The organism is Pseudomonas entomophila, assembly GCF_029193575.1.
GTDB lineage: Bacteria > Pseudomonadota > Gammaproteobacteria > Pseudomonadales > Pseudomonadaceae > Aquipseudomonas > Aquipseudomonas entomophila_G.
In genome coordinates this window covers 1-23,755 of the sequence record NZ_JARGCS010000007.1, presented here as the reverse complement: position 1 = coordinate 23,755, position 23,755 = coordinate 1, and the positions used below count along the sequence as shown (strand labels likewise).

Annotated in this window: 22 protein-coding genes; 19 read left to right on the top strand and 3 right to left on the bottom strand. The window is 61.5% G+C overall.

The genetic code is table 11. The features are described 5' to 3' along the window. Nucleotides 1-7: 7 nt before the first annotated feature. The 8 genes from P0Y43_RS01190 (at nucleotide 8) to P0Y43_RS01155 (ending at nucleotide 9,582) form a co-directional block, all read left to right on the top strand. Nucleotides 8-2,977, top strand: coding sequence for a serine/threonine-protein kinase (locus P0Y43_RS01190; protein WP_275635465.1), 2,970 nt, complete (start codon nucleotides 8-10; stop codon nucleotides 2,975-2,977). Beyond that, entirely contained in the window at nucleotides 2,977-3,693 is a 717-nt protein-coding gene (locus P0Y43_RS01185) for an ABC transporter ATP-binding protein (protein ID WP_275635553.1), read from the top strand. The genes P0Y43_RS01190 and P0Y43_RS01185 overlap by 1 nt, the downstream gene beginning before the upstream one ends. Next, entirely contained in the window at nucleotides 3,693-4,889 is a 1,197-nt protein-coding gene (locus P0Y43_RS01180; protein WP_275635464.1) for an FtsX-like permease family protein, read from the top strand. The genes P0Y43_RS01185 and P0Y43_RS01180 overlap by 1 nt, the downstream gene beginning before the upstream one ends. Continuing rightward, a complete protein-coding gene (locus P0Y43_RS01175) occupies nucleotides 4,882-6,654 on the top strand; it encodes a formylglycine-generating enzyme family protein (protein ID WP_275635463.1) in 1,773 nt (590 codons plus the stop codon). The genes P0Y43_RS01180 and P0Y43_RS01175 overlap by 8 nt, the downstream gene beginning before the upstream one ends. 69 nt (nucleotides 6,655-6,723) lie before the next feature. After that, nucleotides 6,724-7,659 carry a type VI secretion system-associated lipoprotein TagQ gene (tagQ, locus tag P0Y43_RS01170; RefSeq protein ID WP_275635462.1) on the top strand — a complete coding sequence of 312 codons (936 nt, stop codon included), beginning with the start codon at nucleotides 6,724-6,726 and terminating at the stop codon, nucleotides 7,657-7,659. Between the two features lie 129 nt (nucleotides 7,660-7,788). Further along, on the top strand, nucleotides 7,789-8,688 hold the full coding sequence (locus tag P0Y43_RS01165; protein ID WP_275635461.1) for an NAD synthetase: 900 nt from the start codon (nucleotides 7,789-7,791) through the stop codon (nucleotides 8,686-8,688). Further along, nucleotides 8,685-9,125 (top strand): hypothetical protein, encoded by a 441-nt coding sequence (locus P0Y43_RS01160; RefSeq protein ID WP_275635460.1) that lies wholly within the window; start codon nucleotides 8,685-8,687, stop codon nucleotides 9,123-9,125. Before P0Y43_RS01165 ends, P0Y43_RS01160 begins: the two co-directional genes overlap by 4 nt. Before the next feature lie 34 nt (nucleotides 9,126-9,159). After that, a complete protein-coding gene (locus P0Y43_RS01155) occupies nucleotides 9,160-9,582 on the top strand; it encodes a hypothetical protein (protein ID WP_275635459.1) in 423 nt (140 codons plus the stop codon). Between the two features lie 71 nt (nucleotides 9,583-9,653). Here the strand turns inward: P0Y43_RS01155 and P0Y43_RS01150 are convergent, their stop codons facing one another. From P0Y43_RS01150 to P0Y43_RS01140, 3 genes are all read right to left on the bottom strand, one after another. Beyond that, complete coding sequence (locus P0Y43_RS01150) at nucleotides 9,654-9,965, bottom strand: hypothetical protein (protein WP_275635458.1); 312 nt, start codon at nucleotides 9,963-9,965, stop codon at nucleotides 9,654-9,656. A 188-nt stretch (nucleotides 9,966-10,153) separates the two neighbouring features. After that, nucleotides 10,154-11,524: an ATP-binding protein gene (locus tag P0Y43_RS01145; RefSeq protein ID WP_275635457.1), complete on the bottom strand. Its 1,371-nt coding sequence runs from the start codon at nucleotides 11,522-11,524 to the stop codon at nucleotides 10,154-10,156. 1 nt (nucleotide 11,525) lies between these two features. After that, a complete protein-coding gene (locus tag P0Y43_RS01140) occupies nucleotides 11,526-12,242 on the bottom strand; it encodes a response regulator (protein WP_275635456.1) in 717 nt (238 codons plus the stop codon). Between the two features lie 137 nt (nucleotides 12,243-12,379). Here P0Y43_RS01140 and P0Y43_RS01135 point away from each other — a divergent pair, with 137 nt between their 5' ends. From P0Y43_RS01135 to tnpC, 11 genes are all read left to right on the top strand, one after another. Beyond that, the gene (locus tag P0Y43_RS01135; RefSeq protein WP_275635455.1) at nucleotides 12,380-14,653 is read left to right on the top strand and encodes a TonB-dependent siderophore receptor; all 2,274 of its coding nucleotides are present in this window, start codon (nucleotides 12,380-12,382) and stop codon (nucleotides 14,651-14,653) included. Nucleotides 14,654-14,940: 287 nt separating this feature from the next. Beyond that, nucleotides 14,941-15,180, top strand: coding sequence for a type II toxin-antitoxin system RelB/DinJ family antitoxin (locus tag P0Y43_RS01130; protein ID WP_275635454.1), 240 nt, complete (start codon nucleotides 14,941-14,943; stop codon nucleotides 15,178-15,180). Beyond that, nucleotides 15,170-15,469 (top strand): type II toxin-antitoxin system RelE family toxin, encoded by a 300-nt coding sequence (locus tag P0Y43_RS01125; protein WP_275635453.1) that lies wholly within the window; start codon nucleotides 15,170-15,172, stop codon nucleotides 15,467-15,469. The genes P0Y43_RS01130 and P0Y43_RS01125 overlap by 11 nt, the downstream gene beginning before the upstream one ends. Nucleotides 15,470-15,639: 170 nt before the next feature. After that, a protein-coding gene (locus tag P0Y43_RS01120) for an IS5 family transposase (protein WP_275635452.1) occupies nucleotides 15,640-16,496 on the top strand; the annotation gives its coding sequence in 2 pieces (ribosomal slippage) (nucleotides 15,640-15,988 and nucleotides 15,988-16,496; 858 coding nt in all). A gap of 287 nt (nucleotides 16,497-16,783) precedes the next feature. Further along, complete coding sequence (locus tag P0Y43_RS01115; RefSeq protein ID WP_275635451.1) at nucleotides 16,784-17,503, top strand: hypothetical protein; 720 nt, start codon at nucleotides 16,784-16,786, stop codon at nucleotides 17,501-17,503. A 119-nt stretch (nucleotides 17,504-17,622) separates the two neighbouring features. Continuing rightward, nucleotides 17,623-18,636, top strand: a complete 1,014-nt coding sequence (locus P0Y43_RS01110) for a protein NO VEIN domain-containing protein (protein WP_275635450.1) — start codon at nucleotides 17,623-17,625, stop codon at nucleotides 18,634-18,636. 573 nt (nucleotides 18,637-19,209) lie between these two features. Further along, on the top strand, nucleotides 19,210-20,097 hold the full coding sequence (locus P0Y43_RS01105) for a sce7726 family protein (protein WP_275635449.1): 888 nt from the start codon (nucleotides 19,210-19,212) through the stop codon (nucleotides 20,095-20,097). Then, nucleotides 20,058-20,966 (top strand): sce7725 family protein, encoded by a 909-nt coding sequence (locus tag P0Y43_RS01100; RefSeq protein ID WP_275635448.1) that lies wholly within the window; start codon nucleotides 20,058-20,060, stop codon nucleotides 20,964-20,966. Before P0Y43_RS01105 ends, P0Y43_RS01100 begins: the two co-directional genes overlap by 40 nt. A gap of 137 nt (nucleotides 20,967-21,103) precedes the next feature. Then, complete coding sequence (locus tag P0Y43_RS01095; RefSeq protein ID WP_275635447.1) at nucleotides 21,104-21,994, top strand: RES family NAD+ phosphorylase; 891 nt, start codon at nucleotides 21,104-21,106, stop codon at nucleotides 21,992-21,994. A gap of 405 nt (nucleotides 21,995-22,399) precedes the next feature. Then, nucleotides 22,400-22,759, top strand: a complete 360-nt coding sequence (gene tnpB, locus P0Y43_RS01090) for an IS66 family insertion sequence element accessory protein TnpB (protein ID WP_275635446.1) — start codon at nucleotides 22,400-22,402, stop codon at nucleotides 22,757-22,759. A gap of 18 nt (nucleotides 22,760-22,777) precedes the next feature. Beyond that, a partial coding sequence (gene tnpC, locus P0Y43_RS01085) for an IS66 family transposase (RefSeq protein ID WP_275635445.1) occupies nucleotides 22,778-23,755 on the top strand: 978 nt, incomplete at its 3' end.

Sequence of the window (23,755 nt, the reverse complement as noted above, 5' to 3'; positions counted from 1 at the left end):
CACCCGCATGGACATGCAGATCCCCGGTTTCGACATCGACAGCGAGCTTGGCCAAGGCGCCATGGCCAGCGTCTACCTGGCCACCCAGCGCTCGCTGCAGCGCAAGGTGGCGCTCAAGGTCATGGCCGCCAGCCTGGCCGCCGACCCCACCTTCTGCGAGCGCTTCCTGCGCGAGGGCCGCACCCTGGCGCGCCTGGCGCACCCGAACATCGCCACCATCCACGACATCGGCAATGTCGGCGCGCTGTACTACATGGCCATGGAGTACCTGCCCGCCGGCACGCTCAAGGAGCGCATCGCCGCGGGGCTGAGCCCCGAGCAGGGCGTGCTGTACGTGCGCCAGATGGCCCAGGCGCTGGGCTACGCGCATGCCCAGGGCCTGGTGCACCGCGACGTCAAGCCGGCCAACATCCTGTTCCGCGCCGACGGCACGGCGGTGCTGTCGGACTTCGGCATCGCCAAGTCGCTGGACGACCGCACCCAGTTCACCCAGGCCGGTTTCGCCGTCGGCACGCCCAGCTACATGAGCCCGGAGCAGGCGCGCGGCCAGGAGATCGATGGCCGCGCCGACCTGTACGCGCTGGGCGTGGTGCTGTACGAGATCCTGGTCGGCAAGCTGCCCTACAGCGGCACCGACGCGCTGTCCACGGCGCTGGCGCACCTGACCGAGCCGCTGCCGGAGCTGCCCATCGAGCATGGGCGCTACCAGGACATCCTGCGCGGGCTGCTGGCCAAGGACCCCAACGAGCGTTTCGCCGATGCCGCCGCGCTGCTCGCCGCGCTCGACCGGCTGCCGGCGGAGGAGGCCGGTGGCACGCTGGTCCGCCCGCTGCCGTTGCCCCCGGCGCAGCCGGACCTTGGCGGCCTGACGCCGGTGTCGGTGGAGATCCCCAAGGCCGCGCCGCGCCCGGAGCCCACGCCGACACCGCCTGCGCCGCCTACGGCAAAGAAAAAGCCCGCCGTGGCGCTGCTCGCCGTGGCCATCGCCGCGGCCCTCGGCCTGGGTGGCGCGGGCTACTGGCTGCTGCGCGGTGACGACCAGCCCGCGCCCGAAGCGCCGTTCGTGCTGCAAACGCCGGTCGATGTGCCGGCCCAACCCGAAGCCTCGCCGCCGCCCGTGGACGACCAGCGTCCGCTGCTGATGCCCGGCAAGAAGACCCTGTTCCAGCGCGTGCTGAGCAAGCCCGGCGCGCTGCTCGCCGACAACCCCGGCGCGGCGGCGGGCCAGGCGTTGCCGGCGTTCTCGGTGCTGTACGTGTACCAGCGCAAGGCGGTGGCGGGCGAGACCTGGGTGCAGGTCGGCGCCGCCAGCGATGGCCAGCGCGAGGGCTGGGTGCCGGCCGCGCAGCTCAGCGACTGGAAGCAGAGCCTGGTGCTCAAGTTCACCGAACGCTCCGGGCGTTCACCGGTGATGTTCCTGCGCCAGCCCGACGACGTGCAGCGCCTGCTGGAGGATGCCGGCAAGGCCCGCGCCGACCTGCTCGCCGCGCAGAACGACCCGGCCAAGGTGCCGCAGGTGATGGCTCTGGAGCCGACGGCCAACGCCGTGCCCCTGGAGCAGTTCTACCTGATGCCGATCTTCGACTACCGCGAAAGCTTCGACGCCGATGGCCAGCCAGTGCAACTGCTCAACATCGCCTCCATCGACCCCGGCGCCAGCGCCAACGCGCCCACGGCGGCGGGGGTGGCCACCGCGCGCGACGACGGTTTCCGCACTGGCATCGTGCTGGTGGTCGACACCTCGGTGTCGATGCAGCCCTACATCGACCGGGTGCGCCAGGTGGTCAGCGAGTTGCAGCAGCAACTGGCGGCGCGCGGCGAGCTGGGCAGCGTCAGCTTCGGCCTGGTGGGCTTTCGCAACAGCATCAAGCGCACCCCAGGCCTGGACTACCTGAGCAAGACCCTGGTGACCCTGGACGAAGGCCGCGACCCGGCGCGCTTCCTCAAGGCGGCCTCGCAGGTCAAGGCCACCACGGTGTCGAGCCATTCGTTCAACGAGGACGCCTTCGCCGGGATCATGCAGGCGGTCGAGGGCATGGACTGGTCCGGCTACGGCGGGCGCTTGATCCTGCTGGTCAGCGACGCGGGCGCGCTGCGCAAGAACGACCCGTTCAGCAGCACCCAGATGAACGAGGCCGAGGTGCGCCAGGCGGCGCTGAGCAAGCAGATCAAGCTCTACGCCCTGCACCTGCGCACCCCGGCCGGGGTCAACAACCATGGCTCGGCCGAGCAGCAGTACCGGGTGCTCACCGCCGACGCCAACCCGCGCATCGGCGACCTGTACGTGGGCGTGCCGGGTGGCGAGGTCGGGGCGTTCGGCGAGCGTGTGCGGGAGATCGGCGCGACCTTCGCCGAGCTGGTGCACCAGGTGCGCAACCAGCAGCCGCAACCGGTGCCGCTGCTGGCCGGCGGCGCCAGCCTGGCGGCCAAGTCGCAGGCGGTGGGCTACGCCATGCACATGGACTTCCTCGGCCGGCGCAGCGCCAGCCAGGCGCCGCAGCTGGTCAGCGCCTGGACCGCCGACCGCGACCTGACCAACCCGGCGCTGCCGACCCTGCAGGTGTGCGTGATGCTCACCAAGCTGCAACTCAACGACCTGCAGCAATCGCTGAAGCTGATCGTCGACGCCGCGCGCAAGACCCGCAGCTCGCCCGGCGACTTCTTCAACGAGATCGCCAGCGCCAGCGCCTACATGAGCCGCGACCCCGGCGCGCTGCGCAAGGGCGCCAACCTGGCCCAGGGCGGGGTGCTCGGCGAATACCTTGACGGCCTGCCGTACCGCAGCAAGTCCCTGAGCATGACCCAGGACCTGTGGCTGTCGCTGTCGGTGGCCGAGCAGGAGGACTTCATCGACGAGCTCGACTCGAAGGTGCGGCTCTACGAAACCTTCCACAACGACATGGCCAACTGGGTGCGCTTCGGCAACGCCGAACCGGGCGACGCCCTGTACCGTGTGCCGCTGTCGACGCTGCCGTGATGGTGCGCCTGGACGTGGTGCGCAAATCGCGCGGGCAGGGTGCCCAGCGTTACAGCCTGGAGGTCGACCGGCTGCACCTGGCCGTGGGCGAGCGGGTGGCCTTGGTCGGCCCCAGCGGCTGCGGCAAGAGCACCTTGCTCGACCTGCTGGCGCTGGTGCTGGCGCCGGATGCCGCCGAGGGCTTCAGCCTCGAACTGGGCGGGGCGGCGCAGGACATCGCCGGGCTTTGGCGCGGGCGCCAGCTCGACCGCCTGGCGGCGCTGCGCAGCCGCCACCTGGGCTACGTGCTGCAAGCCGGCGGGCTGCTGGGCTTTCTCGATGTGCGTGGCAATATCGGCCTGCCGCGCCAACTGCTGGGCCTGGGCGACGATGGCAGCGTCACGCGTCTGGCCGAGGCGCTGGACGTGCAGGACCAGTTGCGCAAGCGCCCGGCGGCGCTGTCGCTGGGCCAGCGCCAGCGGGTCAGCTGCGCCCGCGCCCTGGCCCATGCGCCGTCGCTGCTGCTGGCCGACGAACCGACCGCCGCGCTCGACCCGGTGAATGCCGGGCGGGTGATGCAACTGCTGCTGCGCGAGGCCCAGGCGCGCCAGGTGACCTGTGTGGTCGCCACCCACGACGAGGCGCTGGCGCGCTCGGCGGGCCTGACGGTGTGGCGCATGCACTGCCGCCGCGACGCCGACGGTGGCGTCACCGCGCGCCTGGAGAGGGCGGCCTGATGCGCCCGCTGCTGATCGCCGGGCTGGCCTGGCAGGACTACCGCCACGACGCGCGCCTGTCGGCCTGCGCGGTGCTGGCGCTGGTGGCGGTGATCGCCCCCTTGCTGGTGCTGTTCGGCCTGAAGTTCGGCCTGGTCGGTAGCCTGACCGAGCGCCTGCAACGCGACCCCGGCGTGCGTGAGGTCATCCCGCTGGGCGGCGGGCGCTTCAGCGCCGATTTCGTCGCCAGCCTCGCGGCCCGCCCGGACGTCGCCTTCGCCATGCCCCGCACCCGGCAGATCGCCGCCACCGCCGAGCTGCTGGCGCCCGAGCAAGGGCGCGGGGTGACCGTGGAGATGCTGCCCACCGCCGTGGGCGACCCGCTGCTGGACGGCGTGGCGGTGCCGCAGGCGCTGCGGCAGGTGGTGCTGAGTTTCACTGCGGCGGAAAAGCTCGGGGCCAAGGCCGGGGACACGTTGCAGGCCAGTTTCAGCCGCCAGCAGGCCGGCCAGTTGCAATGGCGCCAGGCGCCCGTGCAGGTGCTGGCGGTGTTGCCGCTGGCGGCGTTCGAGCGCGATGCACTGTTCGCCCCGCTGGCGCTGCTGGAAGCCGCCGAAGACTACCGCGATGGCCGCGCCGTGCCCGCGCTGGGCTGGCCCGGCGAGGCCGCTGGCGCGGCGCGGGTGTACCCGGCGTTTCGCCTGTACGCCCGCGCGCTCGACGACGTGGAGCCGCTGCGCGAGTACTTCGCCGAGCGCAAGTTGCTGGTCTCGACCCAGGCCGCGCAGATCGCCCAGGTGCGTTCGCTGAGCCGCAACCTCGACCTGGTGTTCTGGATCATCGCCGCGCTGGCCGTGGCCGGTGCGCTGGCCGCTATAGCCGCGGGCGCGGTGGCGGCGGTCGAGCGCAAGCAGCGCGAGCTGGCGGTGCTGCGCCTGCTTGGCTTCGGCAGCGCCGCGCTGCTGCTGTTCGTGGTCTTGCAGGCACTCTACAGCGGCCTGCTGGCGGCGGCCCTGGCGGCGCTGCTGTATGCCTTGGCCGAGCAAGGCCTGAACCGCTTGTTCATGCAGGTGCCTGGCGAGTACGCCAGCCAGCTGCTGCCCTCGCACTATTTCGTCGCGCTGCTCGGCGTGCTGCTGGCCAGCACCGGCGCCGCCGCCCTGGGCGGCTGGCGGGTGGCGCGGATCGACGCTTCGCAAGGAATTCGTGATGTCTGATGCCCGCTCAATCCCTTGGGGCCGCTGCAAAGCCATCGCCCTGTCCATCGCCTTCACCGGCCTGGCCGCCTGCTCCCAGGCCGACGGCGACGAACCCAAGGCCCCCGCCGTCGCCGACAGCAAGCTGGACAACCCCAAGCCGCTGCCCGACGACGTCAGCCTGCCGCTGCCGTGCGGCGGCGAGATCGTCTTCCGCCATGTCTACGTGCTGGCCCAGGGCAGCCTGGACGACCGTGAGGTCAACCTCGGCTACCCCTTCAGCGAGGGCGATGCCGGCTACAAGCAGTCGTTCATCTCGGGCTACCGGCGTGATTTCATCAACGGCCAATTCAGCCTCCAGGACCTGTCGCCCGCCTGGCAGAAACAGGTGGCGCCCAGCTTGCCCAAGGCCGAGGCCGGCAGCCCGCTCAAGCCGATGATGTACTTCATCGGCAAGTACGAGGTGACCGCTCGCCAATACGCCCAGGTGATGGCCCAGGCCCAATCGCTGGCCAGCGGTGAGGCGCCGCCCGCCTGCGCGCCGGTCACCGAGGCGGCGGGGCGCCTGCCCAAGGTCAAGCTGTCGCGCTTCGAGGCCGAGCGCTTCGCCGCGGTGTACAGCGCCTGGCTGATGAAGCACCACCGCGAGCTGTTGCCGGTCAGTGGCCGGGGCAGCAAGCCCGAGGACGGCGGCATCGGCTTCGTGCGGCTGCCCACCGAGGTCGAGTGGGAGTTCGCCGCCCGTGGCGGTTCGGCGGTCAGCCGCCAGGAGCTGGACGGGCGGCTGTTCCCGCGCAAGGTCGAGGGCGCCGAGGGCGACGGCCCGCTGGGCGACTGGGCGGTGTTCAACCAGGTCGCCGGCGGCACCGGGCAGGCCGCGCGGTTGATGCCGATCGGCACCAAGCTGGCGAACCCGCTGGGGTTGTTCGATGTGCTCGGCAACGCCGCCGAGATGGTCCAGGAGTCGTTCCAGCTGGTGCACGCGGGACGGCGCCAGGGTGCCTACGGCGGCTTCGTGGTCAAGGGCGGCAACTACCTGGAAGGCGAGGGCACGCTGTTCACTGGCATGCGCCGCGAATACCCGCTGTTCGGCGCCGACGGCACCGAGCAGCGCAACGAGACCACCGGCTTCCGGGTGGCCATCGGCGCGCTGTCGGCGCCGCGCTCGCGCTACCAGGAGCTGTTCGAGCAGTGGCAGAAGGAGGGCCGCCTGGCCAACCTCACCGACGACATCGCCGCCGCCAACGACCCCACCCAGCGCCTGGACGGCATCATCGCCGGCACCGCCGACCCGCGCTTGCAGGCCGAACTCGGGCTGGTCAACGAAGAGCTCAAGCGCAACGTCTCGCTGATCGCCCGCCAGCGCGAGGACGCGGCTGGCAACCTGATCCAGTCCGCCGCGTTGGTGGCCGAGACCATCAACAACTACAACATTCGCCTGACCAACCTGCAGGCCACCCAGGCCAAGGCCGAGGCCTCTGGCGACCAGGCCAGCGCGCGCCTGTACGGCGCCGCCATCGGCAACGGCCGCAGCGCCCTGGACGGCGCCCTGGCGATCTACATCGACAACCTGGCCAGCGGCACGCGCTACACCGACGCGGTGATCCAGGCGCAGTTCCAGCGGGTCAAGCAAGAGCTCGAGCGCAAGCCGGTGCTGGGCAAGAGCCTGGAGGCGCGCGCCACCCTGTTCGTCCGCCACGTCGGGGAGTACCGCCAGAACCGGCGGGCCGACCCGGCGACGATCCTCAAGGAGCTGCTGGCCTCCGCTGCCGCGCCCCGACCCTGAAAACCCGAAGTCGACCCCGGCGGGCATGAGGCCCGCCGGATGCGTACAACCCCAAGAGAGAACCTGACCATGCGCCTTACTCGCAAGCCCCTGATCACCGCCTCCAAGGCCCGTGCCGCCCTGCTGCTGGCCGCCGGTTTCAGCAGCGTGCTGCTGGCTGGCTGCGCCGGCTCGCCGGTGTCGAAGATCGGCGCCAGCACCAAGGTGGAGTACTACCCCAACTGCTACGAGCCGGTGCAGCACCTGCGCTCCACCGACGGCGACATGACCCGCTCGGTGGCCACTGGCGCGCTGCTCGGCGCGGTCGGCGGCGCCCTCACCGGGGCCTTGGTCGACGGTGACAACCGTGGCCGCAACGCCGCCATCGGCGCGGCGGGTGGCGCCTTGGTCGGTGGTGCGGCGGGCTACTACACCGAGCGCCAGAAGCAGATCAGCGACGACAAGCAGCGCATCGCCTCCTACGCCAGCGACATCGACAAGAGCGCCGCCGACATGGACCGCACCACCCAGTACGCCAAGGCTTCCCAGGCCTGCTACCAGCGCGAGTTCGCCAGCCTGATCCAGAACCGCAAGGCCAACCGCATCAACGACACCGAGGGGCGCAAGCGCCTGGCCGAGATCGTCGCCGGCCTGCAGGAGTCGAACAACCTGATCACCGCGGTCAACGGCCGCCTGGGTGAGAACCTGGACAACTACACCCAGGCCTACGAGCAGGACCTCAAGCAGGTGGGTGTGCAGCGCACCGACGTGGCGGTGGTGGCCAAGGCCGACACCAGCAAGGTGGCCAGCGCCAGCGGCGGCAAGAAGACCGGTGGCAAGGCCAGCAAGGCCAAGCTGCCCGTGGTGCCACAGGAAGCCGTGGCCACCGAGAAGACCCTGCAGAACGCCTCCGGCAAGAAGACCGAGGCACAGCAGGTGGCCAAGGCTGGCCAGGACCAGGTGAACAGCATGTGCCGCAACCCGGACATGGGTGACTGGGCGCCGGTGCCTTGCCCGAACGTGTGATCGAAGTCTCGCCCATGGGCTGCCCGTGGGCGTGATGGTTTTGCAGGGGCTGTGCCGGCCCTATCGCGGGGTAAGCCCGCGATAGGGCCGGCACAGCCCCACAAAACCCCCTGGCGATAAGGAATCCCCATGACCACCCCCTTGCCCCTGGGCAACGCCTCGCAGTTCCTCGCCCGCCAACGCCTCCAGGCGCGCATCGACCAGCAGAAGCTGTTCAAGGCCATCGACGCCGACCCCGGCATCGTCGGCGCGGGCGTCGTGTACATCGACGCCGACTACAACGTGATCGTGCTGCGCGAGTTCCAGCCGATCTGCAGCATCAAGCCCAAGCGCATCATCCTGCGCGAGGCGCCTCGCTACACCTCGCCCGAGCAGTTCATGAGCCAAGTGCAGACCAACCCGCGCGAGTCGCGATTGGTGAAGGAGGCGGTCAATACGACACTCTCATGCGCAGGCGCGATCATCGGTTGGGTCGTCATGTTCAGTGGAACGGTTGCCGTGCCGTTTTCCGGTGGGACGAGTGCCGTACTCACCGTTGCGGGCTATGCCGCGGCAACGGCGGGCACCGCCCAGTGTTTCATTGGCATCGCCAGAACGATGAACGAGGCGAACGACCCGTCAGCTAACGACGCGATGGACCAGGAAGCCTGGTACAAGGCCGCGTCACCCGTGCTGGACGCCGTTTCGCTGCTGGGCGTTGGCGCATCAGGGTTGAGCACGCTTCGATTGCTTCAGGTACGAAAGGCGGCGACTGGCTCCAGTTGGTATGAGCTGACGCGATCGCTGAGCAGGCAGCAGCGCAAGGCGCTGACCAAAGAACTGCTGTTGATCAAGCATCCGTCCCTGACGGCGAAGCAACTCAAACTCCGGCAAAGTGCGGGCGAAATGGTGAAGCGCTATTCACCGACGCAGATTCAACATGCCACCCAGACCTTGATGAAGGATGCATTGGGGGCAACGATAGGATTCGCCGGGAGCGGCACCGTGCAGAACATTGCGGTGGGCCTGTACGAGGAGTTGGAAGAATGAGCCGTCATCCTGAACTGCAGCAATTCCTCAATCGCTACTTTACGGTGTTTCTTTCGGCTTACTTTCTTTCCATCTATGCGGCCGCAGGGACATTTTCCCTGGTCTGGAGCACTTATTGCCGAGTGTGCGCGAGAGAGAATACCTACCCCTTGAGCTTGGCGGTGGTCGTTCTGGCATTCGTGACGGCCCATGCAGCGGTAGTGCGTGGGCGGCGTTGGGGAACATGGGGCGTGGCGCTTATCTGTATCGGTTGTGTTCTGATGGTGCTGCCCACCTACGGTTATCGGCCGCATCTGTTCGTTTACGCAAGTGTGCTGCTGACCGCCCTCCTGGCATTGCTGGTGCTCAACAGCCAGCGCTACCGAGAAATGTGCGAACGCTTGGCGCACTACAGGCGGCAGCGAAACGTTGAGAGAGCCGCAAAGGCCAAACGATGAGCGTCTTTCAGACAGCACGGAGGTGGCGGGAACCATGATGGAGTTCGAAGCATTCATCGCCTTCATGCGTCGCTACTTCCCAATCTTCGCCTTGGGTTTCTTCACGTCTTTGCTGTCGATCGCGATGGCCGTGGTGGTGTGGGTCGACCACCACTGGCGCCGCGATCCCGACTATTTGTCGTACAGCATGGCCGTGGGCGGGGTGTTGGTGCTGGTGCTGTGCGTCGGCCACTTCGTGATGATCCGGGGCCTGGGTTGGGCGATATGGGCCGTATTGCCCGTACCCATAGCGACATTGCTGATGGCATTGAGCGTATTTGGCAGTGGCGTGAACGCTGTGCTGCTAGCGAGCGCCTTGGCTTTGCCGCTGCTGGCATTGCTGGCGTTCAACAGTATGCGGCATCGGCAGATGCGCCAGCGCTTGGTGGCATTGCGTCGAGAACGAAAGAGCGTTTAGAACACGCCATTGGTCTTGGGAAAAACCCGCGTGCGCCTCGCCTGGCGCACGCTTCGGTGATGGGCATGGGCTCAACCGCGTTGCTGATGATCGTGCAACCGGTCCGAACCGCCTTCGGCGACGCGCAGCATGCCTGGGGTACGTTCGGAACCGTTCTCGGCAACACGCTGGCCCGCTGGGGTTCGCTCGAAACCACCTTCGGCAACACGCTGGCCCGCTGGGGTGCGTTCGAAACCACCTTCAGCTACACGCTGCCCAGCCGGGGTGCGCTCGAAGCCCCCCTCGGCGACGACCGGTTGCTGGGGTTTGCTCGGCACGGCGAAAGCGCTGGCGCTGGTGGCGATCAGGGTGGCGCTGAGGATGAGGGTAGTGATCGATTTCATGGCGGCGACTCCTATCAAGTTGGGGTGAGTCGGGCGAGGCAGCCATCGTGGTTCGCTGCTGGACCCGGTGCAGTGGGGTAGCCCTTGCTGCATGGGTCCAGATTACGGAGTCGCTGTGCTCGGCGTTATCGGATGAATGTCCGGTTCTTGCCTGTTTCTGCCTGGGTGACGTTGCCGTCGGTCATCGCTCAGGCACTTGGCAGGTACAGGCTGGCGCGCAGGCCGCCGCCGTCGCGGTTGGCCAAGCGCAGCGCGCCGCCATGGCTGGCGGCGATGCGCTGGACGATGCTCAGGCCCAGCCCGTAGCCGCCCGAGGCCTGGTTGCGCGAGCCTTCGCCGCGCACGAAGGGGTCGGTGATGGTCGCCAGCAGGGCCGGCTCGATGCCCGGCCCACGGTCCTCCACCGCGATGCGCACCCCGGCGTCATCACGGGTGAGCGCCACCGTCACCTCCCGCCCATAGCGCAAGGCATTCACCAGCAGGTTCTGCAGGCAGCGTTGCAGCAGCAGCGCATCGACCCGCGCCTGCCCCGCCTGGCCGTGCACCGGCAGCGGCTCGCTGGCGCTGGCCAGGTCGGCGCAGGCGCGCGCCACCAGGTGGTCGATATCCACCGCTTCGAGGTTCAATTGCTCCCCCGCGCGCAGGTAGTCCAGCACCTGGCCGATCATGCCGTCCATCTGCGCGATGTTGTGCCGCAGGCGCTCCTTGTGTTCGCCGTCCTCCAGCCGCTCCAGGCGCAGGCGCATGCGCGTCAGCGGGGTGCGCAGGTCGTGGGAGACGGCGGCGAGGAAGTAGGCCTTGTCGTTGACCATGGCAATCAACCGCTGCTGCATGGCGTTGAACGCCTGCGCCGCCTGGCGCACCTCCTCGGGGCCTTCCAGCGGCAGCGCCGGCTGCTCCAGGTTGCGGCCCAGGCCGCGCGCGGCGTCGGCCAGGCGGCGCAGCGGGCGCAGGCACAGGCGCACGGCCAGCAGGCACACCAACAGCACCGCGACGATGCGCAGGGCATAGACGCGCAGCAGGTAGTCGCTGATCAGCACCCAGGCCGACTCGCCGCTCCAGCCTTGCAGTTCCTGGCCGTCGACCAGCAGCCAATGGCCGTCGGCGCGGGGCACGGCGAACTGGATATGCGCCTGCGCGGTGCGCAGGCCGAACAGGCTGCGCCAGACGATCGGCTGGCCCAGCTCGTCGCTCAGTTGCACCTTGAGCAGGCGCGCCTGCGAGGGCTCGCCCAGCTCGTAGGCCAGGGCCTGGTGCAACAGCAACTCGACCCGGTGGCGCCCACGACGGTCATCCTGCTGGGCCTTGGGCAGGGTCTCGACGCAGCGCGCCTGGTAATGCGCCGGCACCGGCACGCTGCCAGCATGGCAATCGGCCTGGGCGAGCAGCGGGGCGCTGCGGGCGGCGATCAGCCGCACCGGCGCCTCCAGCACCTGGGCGAAGCGCACGTCGAACCAGATGCTGCTGGACATCAGCTGGATCAGCAGCGTGCCGCTGACCATGATCAGCAGCAACTGGCCGAACAGCGTGCGGGGCCACAAGCGGCGCAGCAGGCGCACCTCAGGCGCCCGGGCCGCTGCGGGTAAGGGTCAGCAGGTAGCCTTCGTTGCGGATGGTGAGGATCTGCACCGCGCCGGGCGCGCTGCGCAGTTGCTGGCGCAGGCGGCTGATGCACATGTCCACCGAGCGGTCGTCGGGCAAGTGGTCGCGGCCAAACGCGCTGCGCGTCAGGTGGTCGCGCGAGACCACGCGGTTGTTGGCGTCGAGCAACTCGCGCAGGACCCGGTAGTCCGAGCGCGGCAGGGTCAGCACCTGGCCGTCGGGGTGGGTGAGCAGGCGTTTGACGTGGTCCAGGTGGAAGCCAGCGAACAGCTGCGGTTCGAGGGTGGGTTCGTCTGCTGGCGTGTCCAGGCGCTGGGGGCGGCGCAGCACGGCCTTGATGCGGGCGATCAGTTCGCGCGGCTCGAAGGGCTTGGCCAGGTAGTCGTCGGCGCCGACCTCAAGACCGATGATGCGGTCCAGGGTGCTGCCCTTGGCCGACAGCATGATCACCGCCAACCCCGGCTGCGCCTGCAACTGGCGGCACAGGCTCAGGCCGTCCTCGCCGGGCAGCATCAGGTCGAGCACCACCAGGTCGACCTTGCGCCGCGCCAGTTGCTGGCGCATTTCCTCGCCATCGGCGGCAGCCAGCACCTGGTAACCGGCATCGCTCAAGTAGTCGCAGAGAAGTTCGCGGATCTCGTCGTCATCGTCGACGACCAGCAGGGTCGTGCTCATTGGGAAACACCTGTTCGGCAGGGCCCGCGCGGGCCGTTACGTTCAATTACATGCCCGTACAAGCCGGCCATGGAGCCCCGGGGGCGGATGCCTAGAATCGTAACAAAAAATCATCTGCGAATACGAAGCCTTCCCAAATGACTCGACAGATTTTACCCAGCGACTGCGCACGCCTGCGTCTCTCGCCGCTCGCCCTGTGCCTGGCCCTCGCCGCGCCCGGCCTCGCCCTGGCCGACCCTCTGGAGCTGGGCGCCACCACCATCGAGGACAGCGCCCTGCCCAGCGCCGACGACACCGGCCAGCTCGGCTACACCGTCGAAAGCACGCGCAGCGCCACGGGCCTCGAGCTCACCCCCCGGCAGACCCCGCAGTCGGTCACCACTATCACCCGCCAGCAGATGGACGACCGCGACATCCACAGCATCGAGCAGGCGCTGGACACCACCCCCGGTGTGAGCATGAGCAAGATGGAGGTCGGCGGGCGCACCGATTTCCGCGCCCGGGGCTACTCGATCACCAATTGGAAGATCGACGGCTTGCAGTTCCCCGGCGCCTCGGACTTCAGCGGCGGCGGCAACGCGCTGAACCTCGACCTGTACGAACGCATCGACATCGTTCGCGGCGCCAACGGCCTGCTTGGCGGCACCGGCGACCCGTCGGCCACCGTCAACCTGGTGCGCAAGGCCCCGACCCGCACCTTCGGCGGCAGCGCCTACGCCACCTACGGCAGCTGGGACAAACGCCGCCTGGGCGCCGACCTCAACCTGCCGCTGTCCGAAGACGGCCGCCTGCGCTCGCGCTTCGTGGTCACCCAGCAGGACGCTGGCTCGTTCCGCGACAACCAGTCCGAACGCTCGCGCGCCGCCCTGGCCAACTTCGCCTTCGACCTGGACGACGCCACCACCATTGGCGCCGGCTACCAGTACGAGTACGACAAGGCGGTCGGCGCCGGGTGGGGCGCCAACATCCCGATCTGGTATGGCGACGGCAGCAAGACCGACTTGCCGCGCAGCACCAACCTGGCGCCGAGCTGGAGTTTCGGCGAATACCTCACCCGCACCGCCTTCGGTTCCCTGGAGCACCGTTTCGACAACGACTGGACCCTCGACCTCAAGGCCGCCCAGAGCACCGGCGAAGCCCTCAACCACCGCGGCCTGGCCAAGGTCAACTCGTCGGGGCGCAACGTCTACGGCGGCTACTGGAACCAGGACGGCAGCGGTGCGGTGCTCAACGGCCTGCACAGCTCCACCGACACCACCCAGCAGTCGGCGCAGTTCGACCTCTCCGGCCCGTTCCAACTGCTCGGCCGCAGCCACCAGGCGATGTTCGGCTACAGCGACAGCCGCACGGTGGCCTGGTCGCCGCAGTACACCTGCACCATGGTTGGCGGCGGCCGCGTCAGCACGCCGTCGCTGGGTTGCCAGTTCCGCGCCAACAACGGCCTGCCGTTGAGCAACTGGCTCGACGGCGTGGACGACGACTACGACATGCTGGCCTCGAAGACCGGCCTGCACAGCAAGACCACCACCCGCCTGCAAGGCCTGTACGCCGCCACCCGCCTGAGCATCACCGACCCGCTGTCGCTGATCCTCGGCGTGCGCAGCAGCGACTACTCGGCGATCACCCGCGGCACCGACGGCAGCCGTTCCAGCCAGGCCGAGAACGGCGTGGTCACCCCGTACCTGGGCGCGGTCTACGACCTGAACGACACCTACTCGCTGTATGCCAGCTACACCGACATCTTCACCCCCCAGTCCGAGGAAACCCGCACTGGCGGCAAGGTCGAGCCGATTCGTGGGCAGAGCTATGAAACGGGGATCAAGGGGGCGTGGTTCGATGGCCGGCTGAACGCCTCGGCGGCGTATTTCCGCACCAAGCAAGAGAACAAGGCGGTCACCGACGGCGACCTGCTGACCCCGACCGGCGCCACCGCCTACAAGGCCGGGTCCGGGCAGGCAACCGACGGCATCGACCTGGAGTTGGCCGGTGCGTTGAGCGAGAGCTGGAACGTCTACGGCGGCTATACCTACCTGCACTTCCGCCGTATCGACAGCGACGGGCGCAGCGACCCGTCGCACCTGTTCAAGGCATCGACAACCTATCGGTTGTCTGGCCCGCTGGAGCGCCTGACGATTGGTGCCGGCGTGACCGCGCAGAGCAACATCCGCGCCGTTTCCACCCCGGCGGGGCAGCCGAGCAATGGCGTGAGCCGCCGCGCCAGTGATGTGAACTGGTCGGGGTATGCGATTTGGAACGCCATGGCGAAGTATCAGCTGACCGAGGATACGACGGTGAGCCTCAATGCCAATAACCTGTTCGACAAGCATTACTACACGCGGTATGGGTTCTATGCGGGGGCGATTTATGGGGACCCGCGGAATTTGGCGGTGACGGTGAGTACGGCGTTCTAGAGAGGGCAGACGCCGCATTGCAACCCCATCGTTGGGTGCTGGCAGGTGGTTTGGAGAGGCGAGTAACGAAAAGGGCCACGCGTTTGCGGGGCCATTTTTTCGGCGCCAGGCGTACGGTTTCTTGCTGCAATGGCAGGGAGTTCGCGGCGCTGGAATTTGGCTATTTATGGAATCGAATCGGCGTCCACTGGCTTTGTCCTTCGTCGGCGAGTGCCCCTAAGCCACTTGTCTGGTGCCCGGAATTACATCACTGTAAAGACAAACGTCATTACAGTGGGCAATTCATCATGGCATCCATCAATGTTCGTATCGACGACGATCTCAAAATCCGAGCCTATCGTGAGCTTGAGCGGTTGGGTGTTACGCCCTCCGAGTTCATGCGCCAAGCATTGCAGTACGTCGCCGAGCGCGGGCAGTTGCCTTTCAAACCTGTGCTCATGACCGATGAGGATGAGGCGCTGCTAGCGACCGTTCGCGAGCGCCTTGCTGATCCTCAGCGAGTGAAGGTTTCGCTGGATGACCTATAGCCTTGAGTTCGATGCGCGAGCGCTAAAGGAATGGCAAAAGCTGGGGGATACGGTCCGGCAGCAACTCAAGAAAAAACTCGTCTCGGTTTTGCTGAATCCGAGGGTCGAGGCGAACCGGCTGCACAGCTTGCCAGACTGCTACAAGATCAAGCTGCGCAGTAGCGGCTACCGATTGGTCTACCAGGTGATCGATCAGGAGGTTGTTGTTTTTGTGGTGGCTGTGGATAAGCGCGAGCGAGAACAGGCTTATCGCAAGGCGGCAGAGCGAGTGGTAGGTACAACGTCATAACCGACAACCCGCCGTAGGGCGGTCGTAGTGGCCTTGAAATTATTCGTTGGTATGCAGCTGAGGTAGGTGCGGCACTAGGCTCTGTCTGAAATCCCAAGAAACTCAAATGTGGCCCTGGAGCAGCTTGGGTTCTGTACATTCGCCGACCATCTACGGAAAGGAATTCTGTGATGGCAAAGCGGTACGAACTCTCGGATGAAGCGTGGGCAGTGGTCGCTGATCTCTTTACGGCAGTCCACGTCAGGGGCCGGCCGCGCAGCAGTGATCGCTTGATGCTCGATGGTGTGCTCTGGGTGCTCTGCTCAGGAGCAGCCTGGCGAGATATGCCCGAGCGTTTCGGATCTTGGGCGACTGTCTATCACCGCTTCCGAGTCTGGCGAAACCGCGGAACATTCGATCAGATGCTCAGACGATTGCACCTCAGACTTAATGACAAAGGCTTGATCGATCCCCACACCTGGATGATTGATTCGACCGCTGTGAGAGCAACCCGTGCTTCATCTGGAGCGCGGAAAAAAGGGGGCCTGACGAGCCTGCCGATCACGCTCTAGGCCGCAGCCGTGGCGGCCTGACAACCAAAATCCACATGCTCTGCGACGCCAACGGAACACCGCTGCGCTTTCTCCTCTCTGGCGGTCAAGCCAGTGACATCAGCTACGCACAACCACTGTTGGACGAGGTCAGCATTCCATCGAGTCAGCGTGGCCGCCCGCGCAAGCGCTGCAAATGGCTGCTCGCCGACAAGGGCTACGACGCCGAAGCGCTACGACGCTACTGCGACCAGTATCGAATGCAACCCGTCATCCCGCTGCGCTCGATGAAGCGCAAACCCAAGCCTGGCTTACCCAGACTGTTCGACCGGCCCAAATACCGACAGCGCAACATCATCGAACGCATGTTTGGCTGGCTGAAAGAGAACCGCCGAATCGTCACGCGCTTCGACAAGCTCGCGAAAAGTTATGCCGCGATGGTCTCGCTGGCTTGTGTCATGCGGTGTATGCGACGGCTTTTTTCAGACAGAGCCTAGGAGTCGAAAATACGTATAATAGTATGATTCTAAATGGATTTATTATTTTTCATATAGGCCGCTATCCCTAAAAATATCCTTTGGTGCTCGCACGATCCCTTACGCTTTCAGATCCTCCTCTCCGAAAAAGCACCGAAATTACACACCAAGCGTGCGTCGTGTTTTCGTAGGTGATACCGAGGACGAATGATGGCATTCTGTACATCTCCTTAGCGCCACCCCGACATTTACTATGGGGACCTGGATGGAGTTGCAGCAGAATGACCACTGAAAAAAGGATTTTGTGAATGAGCCTTCCTCTTGTAAACACTTTTTCGCCCCCCTACGAAAAATGGGAAACAAGGTATCCCACCGTTGAGGAGATGCTGGCGGCCAGCAATTTCCATATGCGCGTAAAGGTCAGACTAGAGGCAACAGTTGCGAACGCTTACGACGCAGCTGTCTATATGGGCCGCGTCGGAGCCGACAACGGCCTCGGAAACTTCATCAACGCAGCGCTGGATGACAGTTCCGCCCACAAGCAGTGGCGACAAGCTATGCCATCCAAAACTCCTGATGCGCTGGCGCGGTATCAGAAGTCATATCCGAATTGTGACTTTGCCAAGGTATCGGCAGAGATAAATGAAATCGCAAAGGTGCTGAGTGAGGGCCAGTGCCTTTTTCATGCAGGGCTGTGGCCTGACTGTGCCACGTTAGTCACGGATCGTCCTTTATCTACATCATTTTGTCCCCAGGTAGCCCTGCGAAATGCAGACCACCGAAGCAAAGCATACGACGCAGGCCGCATTGATTTGTTCGTGCTAAAAGTAACTAGCCCAAAAACGAATGTCTTTGCTTATAAGCGCAATGGTACAAACTTGGGCCATGAAAATGAGGTTCTGTTCGCCGAAGGTGCCAATTTGAAGCTGGTGTCGTCCGAAGTTGTTAATACCGATTACCTAGCCGCGAAACCGGGATTTCCTGATAAACGAATTTCGGTTCGCGTAATCACCGTTAACGTCTCATAGTTGAGATTTTCAGCTGATGTGCTCAGCGTAGTGCCACGCACGAAATAATATGCGCGTGGCATTCTCAGTTTGTATGATCTAACCCGACATACGAAATCAACCAGGGCAGGGCAAGGTCTGTGAAAAAAATTCTATGGGTGAAGTTCGGCTGGTCGGAATATTATCGCGGCGGCCCGGTCGACGGTAATTTTGGGTGGATCAACGAAAACAAGGGCAAAAAAAACGAAGGACGGGGGCACGAGGCTTTTAACTTTAACCCTGGGCCTGATGGAACCTATTATTGTTATGTTCCGCCCCAAGCAAGCGAGTATGCACCGTCAAACGATGATCCAAATGGTTGGACAGTGATTTGCCTCGCGAAAAATCCAAAGCACACTGGCGTCCATATTGTCGGTTGGTACGAAAATGCCACCCTTCATGGTGAATGGCTTGAACCTCCAGAGAGTCTGGTCAAAAAGCGAGGTGATGCTGTGCACCCGGCCTATGACTGGTCGTACTGCATCTCTAGCAATACCGCATACTTCGTTCCGCCTGAGTATCGAACTATGCCCTTTTCGGATCCGTCCGTGAGGCAGGGCAAATATTCCTTCCTAGAAGGACCAGGCATAGACATTAATAAGAACAAAACGCGCGTACTGAAACTTCTCAACAGTCGTCTGAAAGCGATGACCCGATTCGCTATCCAGAACCCTAACGAAGGATCGTTACCCGATCCCGAACTCGACGCAGCCGATCCTCTAAAAGGATTCGGTACACCAGAGCATCGAAAAAAGGTGGAACTGGCAGCAGAGTGCGCCGTTATTGAGTACTACAAAGCAAAAGGATATGCCTGCGAACGCGTTACGCATCTACCCTGTGGGTATGACTTTGCTTTTACCAAAGGTAAATCAGTGCTGCACGTCGAGGTCAAAGGTACATCAAGTCCCACTCCTCAATTCTTTATTACTCGGAATGAGTATGGAAAGGGTGTATTAGCCAACCCAGCATGGCGTCTTGCTATGGTTACTTCTGCCCTGTCCGAAACTCCTAGCATAACTGAATACGATGCTCTCGGGCTGAAGCAAGCGTTTGATCTAGAACCCTATGTATACATCGGAAAGTTTATCCCGAAGTCGGAGAGTCAAACAGTCTGACTAATATAGCCATTCGCTATATTAGTGAGGAGCCTATAATAGTTCAATAATTTTCTTGACTGAGTATCCCGATACCATGTCAGCATTCCTCACCTTAACATGGTATCGACGTACTGTTTCCAGTGAGCGTGACGGCTTGGCTTGCGAAGCGTGAAGGTTGGGCAGCCACGTAAAGATGAATGAGTACAGAGTATCGACGAAAAGACTACCCACCCCAATGCCCAGTTAACCCCAACATAGCAAGAGCAGTCCGACGCTCGTGAGTCGTAAGGGTAAGGCGCTTGGGGCTTCCGTAGCATTGCTCTCCTCCAGGCGAGAAATGGAACGCGACTGGTTAGGCTGCTCATCCTAGCGCCGAGCAAGCATTAGTTTATGCGCAGCCTTTCATGTTGGCGTATCCTTAGCCTTAGGTACGTGCTGGCCATCTTGCACTGGTAGAAACACCCTGTATGCTGCTCGCGGGTGCTGCACCCAGCGTATTTTGGCTAGCGTAGAAATGAAAATAGCACCGTCTGTCGGAAAGATGCCAAGCAAGGGTCTGACGATCGCTGACGTAGTGTAAGAGGTCTAAAAGTGTTCACTACAAGAGATGCAGCGAGACTGTTCTCCAGCAAGCGGCTCACGGAAGTAGCATCCGGAAATTTCGACTTTCTCTTGAAGGTGGCAACCCATTTCAGAGGTGGCCTCAGAGAAGAATTTACCGCCGCAGAAGTATTTGAACACTCATATTCAGCTCTTTCAAAAGAATATAGGGCTGAGTATTTTTTTAAAAACATTGTCGCCGAGAGATTGCTTTTAGGGAGACATTCCCTTAATACAGCAACCGTATTGCCTGAATTCAGAGTTGGCCGAAACAAGGCCGATTGCGTTATTTTAAACGGCACTTCTACATGCTACGAAATAAAATCAGACTTTGACAATCTGGATCGTCTTCCCGAGCAACTAGCTTCCTACAAGAAGTTATTTGATAAAGTTTATGTTGTTGTAGGTAAGTCACACTTATCGAAAGTTTTGAACTCTTGCGATAATGACGTAGGGATTCTGGAGTTAACCCCCAGGAAAAATCTCCGGACAATCCGAGAAGCAGTGATATCAACAGAGCCTGTTGATATCTCAATTCTAATGCGCTCTCTTCGCGTACACGAATATCGAGATATTGTAATGGCACTTTCAGATCAAAATGTAGACTACCCAAACACAGAAATTTTTTCTGCATGCGAAAGCATTTTACAAGAATTACCCTCTGCAGATGTTCGGAAAGCATTTTGTACAATTCTAAAAAAAAGCAGAAAAATCGAAAAAGATTTTATCCTTTCCCTTCCGCGCTCTTTATTGATGGCGGGGATTGGATTTAAACTACGAGCTGGCCACAGACGAAGCCTGGCAGAAAACTTAAACAAAACTTTTAGTAAGGACACTGCATGTACTACCCAATATTACGAGGCAAGCAGTTCGAACTGATAGCTCTGAGAGAACTAGCAGAAACAATCTCTCCTGACCTCATTCGTCCTGTTATTGAGCCCGTACGGGGGAATCTGGCTCCCCTACATAAAACAATTGAGGTATTACGCAATTCAGGTATCAAACCACTTGTAATTATCAATCCTAGCATCGGGGACTTCTCTAAAAGCGAAAAGATCTTGCTTAAAATCGCAGGCGATCGAGACTCCTATGTTCCCTGCATCAAAGCAAAAAGTATAGCAGACCTCTCTCTCTTACCAGATCTTGGCTTCTCCCTATCTGATAGCGCGATTTTGATAGACGGGGGTATCGATAAAGAGTTTGTCGAGAAACTTAGTGCCGCGTCTTGCGTTCTCGTTAACAAAGAGAGAATCCATCCTGGTGCGCTATCTCTGTTGAAAAATGTTGTTCTATTTGGCGATTTTTTTGATAAGAAAGTTCGAAATGCCGACTATGAGGAAAAGTCCTTCTACTCATCATTGCATACCGAATGGAAATCCTACTCAAATGCCATTGGCTTTGGTGATTACACAATATTAAGCGAGGAATATAGTGAGGCCGGCGGCCCTGCATATGTGGTAACTATCCACCTGAGCTATATTAATCGAATCGAATTTGACGCTATGTACGTTCGTCATTTTTCTTCCTTCAACGATGACTCACCCGCCAACCCTGGCGGCAAGTTTAAGTCGGCGCTCGAAAAACTCTGGGAATTCTCCGACGCAAACCCTGGCATATTCAATAAAACTCAAGGTTTTCAAGAACTTGTTTCATTAAGAGGCAGTCCGTTTCCTGGACTAGGCCAAGTGAAGAAGTACTCAATAAAGCATCATATTGAAACCACTTGCGATTTCGTCAGAGGTGAATGATGCCTAGATGCTGCGTTCAGTGTTTTCATGATTCTGTGATAGTTGCCAAAATAAACGCAGAGGGCGAGATAAGCCGATGCAGTTACTGCGGTACGAGTCAGGTTTCATGCATCGATCCCGCTGGCCTAGCTGACAAGTTGGAACTTTTCACCTACGGTTTGCGCGAGGATGAAAATGGGATTCCTTTCTCTGAAGTCTTAAAATCCTATGGCGTTTTGAGTAACGGGATTCGGCAGACAGAGGTGCTCGTTAATGATATTTTTGGGAAGAACACAGCAGAAAAGCGATTTTCGTTTGATTTTGACGTCGCTAGCTATACCGATCAGTGGGACGATTTCAAGATCGAGCTGAAGCACAAGAATCGGTTTTTCCCAAAGGCCACTATACACTCGTCCTTATTTAGCAGATTAACACCCGATAGTAATGAAGGTGTGTTATTTCAACTATTAGAGCAACTTAAAATCCCAGTTGATGTAAGGGAAAGCTTCTTCCGAGCTCGAATATCAGAAAAACCCTTGGATGCCAACCAGATGGGCTGCCCGCCATGCGAGATAGTTACCGGAGGACGGGCAAATCCGTTGGGGATCCCATATTTATATGTGGCGGACAGTTTGATTACTTGCATAAGCGAGGTCCGCCCAAGCAATTCAAGCGGTGTATATGTTGCGCAGATGACTCCTGTGCGCGAGCTCTCAGTCCTTGACTTAACATCGCCAAGAAAACACTGCTCTGCCTCAGCTTTCGGGGAGGAACAACTATCAGCTGTATTAGGATTTCTTGGGCTACTTGAGCTGTTCTCCGACGAACTTTCTAAGCCTATCAGACCTGAAAACAGCAATCTAGACTATATCCCCACTCAATTTTTATGCGAGTTCATCAAAAGCGAAGCGAAATTTGATGGCATTGTCTTTAACAGCTCGTTCGGCCAAGGCAAGAACTATGTATTCTTTGATGGAGACTCATTAACTCCAGCGGCCCCAATAAAGTACATCGTAAACAAGACTGTCCATGAGTACGAGCAGGCTTAATCGCGAAGCATGTGAGTTATTAAAAAGCCCGCTGCTGCGGGCTTTTGGGCATTAGTCAAAGTCTAAGCGTCACATAAAGCCACAAAGCGCGCAATATTTACATAAGTAAGCAGTGATATCTCTAGCTCTGTATGAGCGGCCTGTGACAGCCGATTGGTGCCGTTCGTTACCACCAGCATTAGGTCCGAATCAGAGATTAAAGACCCATGATTTTTCAAGGCGTCGAGCGAGCAGCCGGACCGTCAGCACGTAGTAATACCGCGTCGCTTCACTGCGCTGGCTCATACGATGATCGAGAAACCACGCGACATGCTTTCTCTGTAAGCGCTCCATAAACCCCACATTCAAAGCGCTCACCTGATTGTCGATGCTGTGCTCCCGATTTCTTTCAGGAGCCCGCACGCCATGATGCGTCCCGACGCCAAAGTCGAAAAAGTGTATCTCTACCCCAAGCCCGTCGACTTCCGAAAATCCATTGATGGCTTGGCGGCGTTGGTCGAGTTGGACATCAAGGTGGCGGTTTTCGACCCGGTGCTTTTCGTGTTTCTCAACAAGCCGCGCAACCGCGTGAAGATCTTGTACTGGGAGCGCAACGGCTTTTGCCTTTGGCTCAAACGCCTGGAATCCGAGCGATTCAAAACATCACCTGACGCGACCGACGAAGCGATTGTCCTCACCGTCCTGGAACTGAACTGGTTACTCGACGGTTTTGACCTCTGGCGCAATCGCCCGCATCAGGTTTTGACGCCGCGATTCGTCGCCTGATTCGGTATAATCCGCGGCATGATTTCCATGCCCGAAGACCTTCCTGATGACCCGGTACTGCTCAAGCAGATGCTTGCGCAGTTGTTGATGGAGCGCACGGTCGATAAGGGTCAAATAGTTGATCTCCAAGAGCAGATCAAGCTACTGCGCGACCGCCTGTTTAGTCGCAAATCCGAGCAGACCGTTGAGCCCAACACGCCGCAACTCGCGTTGTTCAATGAGGCGGAAAGCGTGTCGATACCTCAGCTCGATGAAGACGAGGAAGTGGTTGCCCCGAGCCCGCGTCGCGGCAAACGCAAACCGCTGTCCGCTGACCTGCCGCGCATTGAAGTCATCCACGAACTGCCCGAACACGAGCTGACCTGTGCCTGCGGTTGCCGCAAACACGTGATCGGTGACGAAACCAGCGAGCAGCTGGATATCGTTCCGATGCAGATTCGCGTGATCAAACACATCCGTAAAGTTTACGGCTGCCGTGGTTGCGAAACCGCTCCGGTCATCGCTGACAAACCCGCTCAGTTGATCGAAAAGAGCATGGCCAGCCCGAGCGTCCTGGCGATGCTGCTGACGACCAAGTATGTCGATGGTTTACCGCTGCACCGTTTCGAAACAGTGCTGAGCCGACACGGTATCGAGATTCCGCGTCAGACCTTGGCGCGTTGGGTGATTCAGTGCGGCGAGCACCTGCAACCGCTGCTGAATCTGATGCGCGACCGGTTGCTGGAAAGCCCGGTCATCCATTGCGATGAAACGCACGTTCAGGTCCTTAAAGAACCGGATCGAGACCCGACCAGTCAATCCTGGATGTGGGTGCAAGCCAGTGGGCCACCGGATCGAAAAGTCGTGCTGTTCGACTACACCTCCAGCCGTGCGCAGGAAGTGCCGCTGCGCTTGTTGGAAAATTATCGCGGCTATGTGATGACGGACGATTACGCCGGCTATAACGCCTTGGCGTTACAGCCGGGTGTCGAACGATTGGCGTGCATGGCGCATGCG

Excerpts from the sequence above, each read along its gene's own strand:
- P0Y43_RS01190 (WP_275635465.1), top strand. The coding sequence starts at position 8 with ATGGACATGCAGATCCCCGGTTTCGACATCGACAGCGAGCTTGGCCAA.
- P0Y43_RS01185 (WP_275635553.1), top strand. The coding sequence starts at position 2,977 with ATGGTGCGCCTGGACGTGGTGCGCAAATCGCGCGGGCAGGGTGCCCAG.
- P0Y43_RS01180 (WP_275635464.1), top strand. The coding sequence starts at position 3,693 with ATGCGCCCGCTGCTGATCGCCGGGCTGGCCTGGCAGGACTACCGCCAC.
- P0Y43_RS01175 (WP_275635463.1), top strand. The coding sequence starts at position 4,882 with ATGTCTGATGCCCGCTCAATCCCTTGGGGCCGCTGCAAAGCCATCGCC.
- tagQ (WP_275635462.1), top strand. The coding sequence starts at position 6,724 with ATGCGCCTTACTCGCAAGCCCCTGATCACCGCCTCCAAGGCCCGTGCC.
- P0Y43_RS01165 (WP_275635461.1), top strand. The coding sequence starts at position 7,789 with ATGACCACCCCCTTGCCCCTGGGCAACGCCTCGCAGTTCCTCGCCCGC.
- P0Y43_RS01160 (WP_275635460.1), top strand. The coding sequence starts at position 8,685 with ATGAGCCGTCATCCTGAACTGCAGCAATTCCTCAATCGCTACTTTACG.
- P0Y43_RS01155 (WP_275635459.1), top strand. The coding sequence starts at position 9,160 with ATGATGGAGTTCGAAGCATTCATCGCCTTCATGCGTCGCTACTTCCCA.
- P0Y43_RS01150 (WP_275635458.1), bottom strand. The coding sequence starts at position 9,965 with ATGAAATCGATCACTACCCTCATCCTCAGCGCCACCCTGATCGCCACC.
- P0Y43_RS01140 (WP_275635456.1), bottom strand. The coding sequence starts at position 12,242 with ATGAGCACGACCCTGCTGGTCGTCGACGATGACGACGAGATCCGCGAA.
- P0Y43_RS01135 (WP_275635455.1), top strand. The coding sequence starts at position 12,380 with ATGACTCGACAGATTTTACCCAGCGACTGCGCACGCCTGCGTCTCTCG.
- P0Y43_RS01130 (WP_275635454.1), top strand. The coding sequence starts at position 14,941 with ATGGCATCCATCAATGTTCGTATCGACGACGATCTCAAAATCCGAGCC.
- P0Y43_RS01125 (WP_275635453.1), top strand. The coding sequence starts at position 15,170 with ATGACCTATAGCCTTGAGTTCGATGCGCGAGCGCTAAAGGAATGGCAA.
- P0Y43_RS01115 (WP_275635451.1), top strand. The coding sequence starts at position 16,784 with ATGAGCCTTCCTCTTGTAAACACTTTTTCGCCCCCCTACGAAAAATGG.
- P0Y43_RS01100 (WP_275635448.1), top strand. The coding sequence starts at position 20,058 with ATGTACTACCCAATATTACGAGGCAAGCAGTTCGAACTGATAGCTCTG.
- tnpB (WP_275635446.1), top strand. The coding sequence starts at position 22,400 with ATGATGCGTCCCGACGCCAAAGTCGAAAAAGTGTATCTCTACCCCAAG.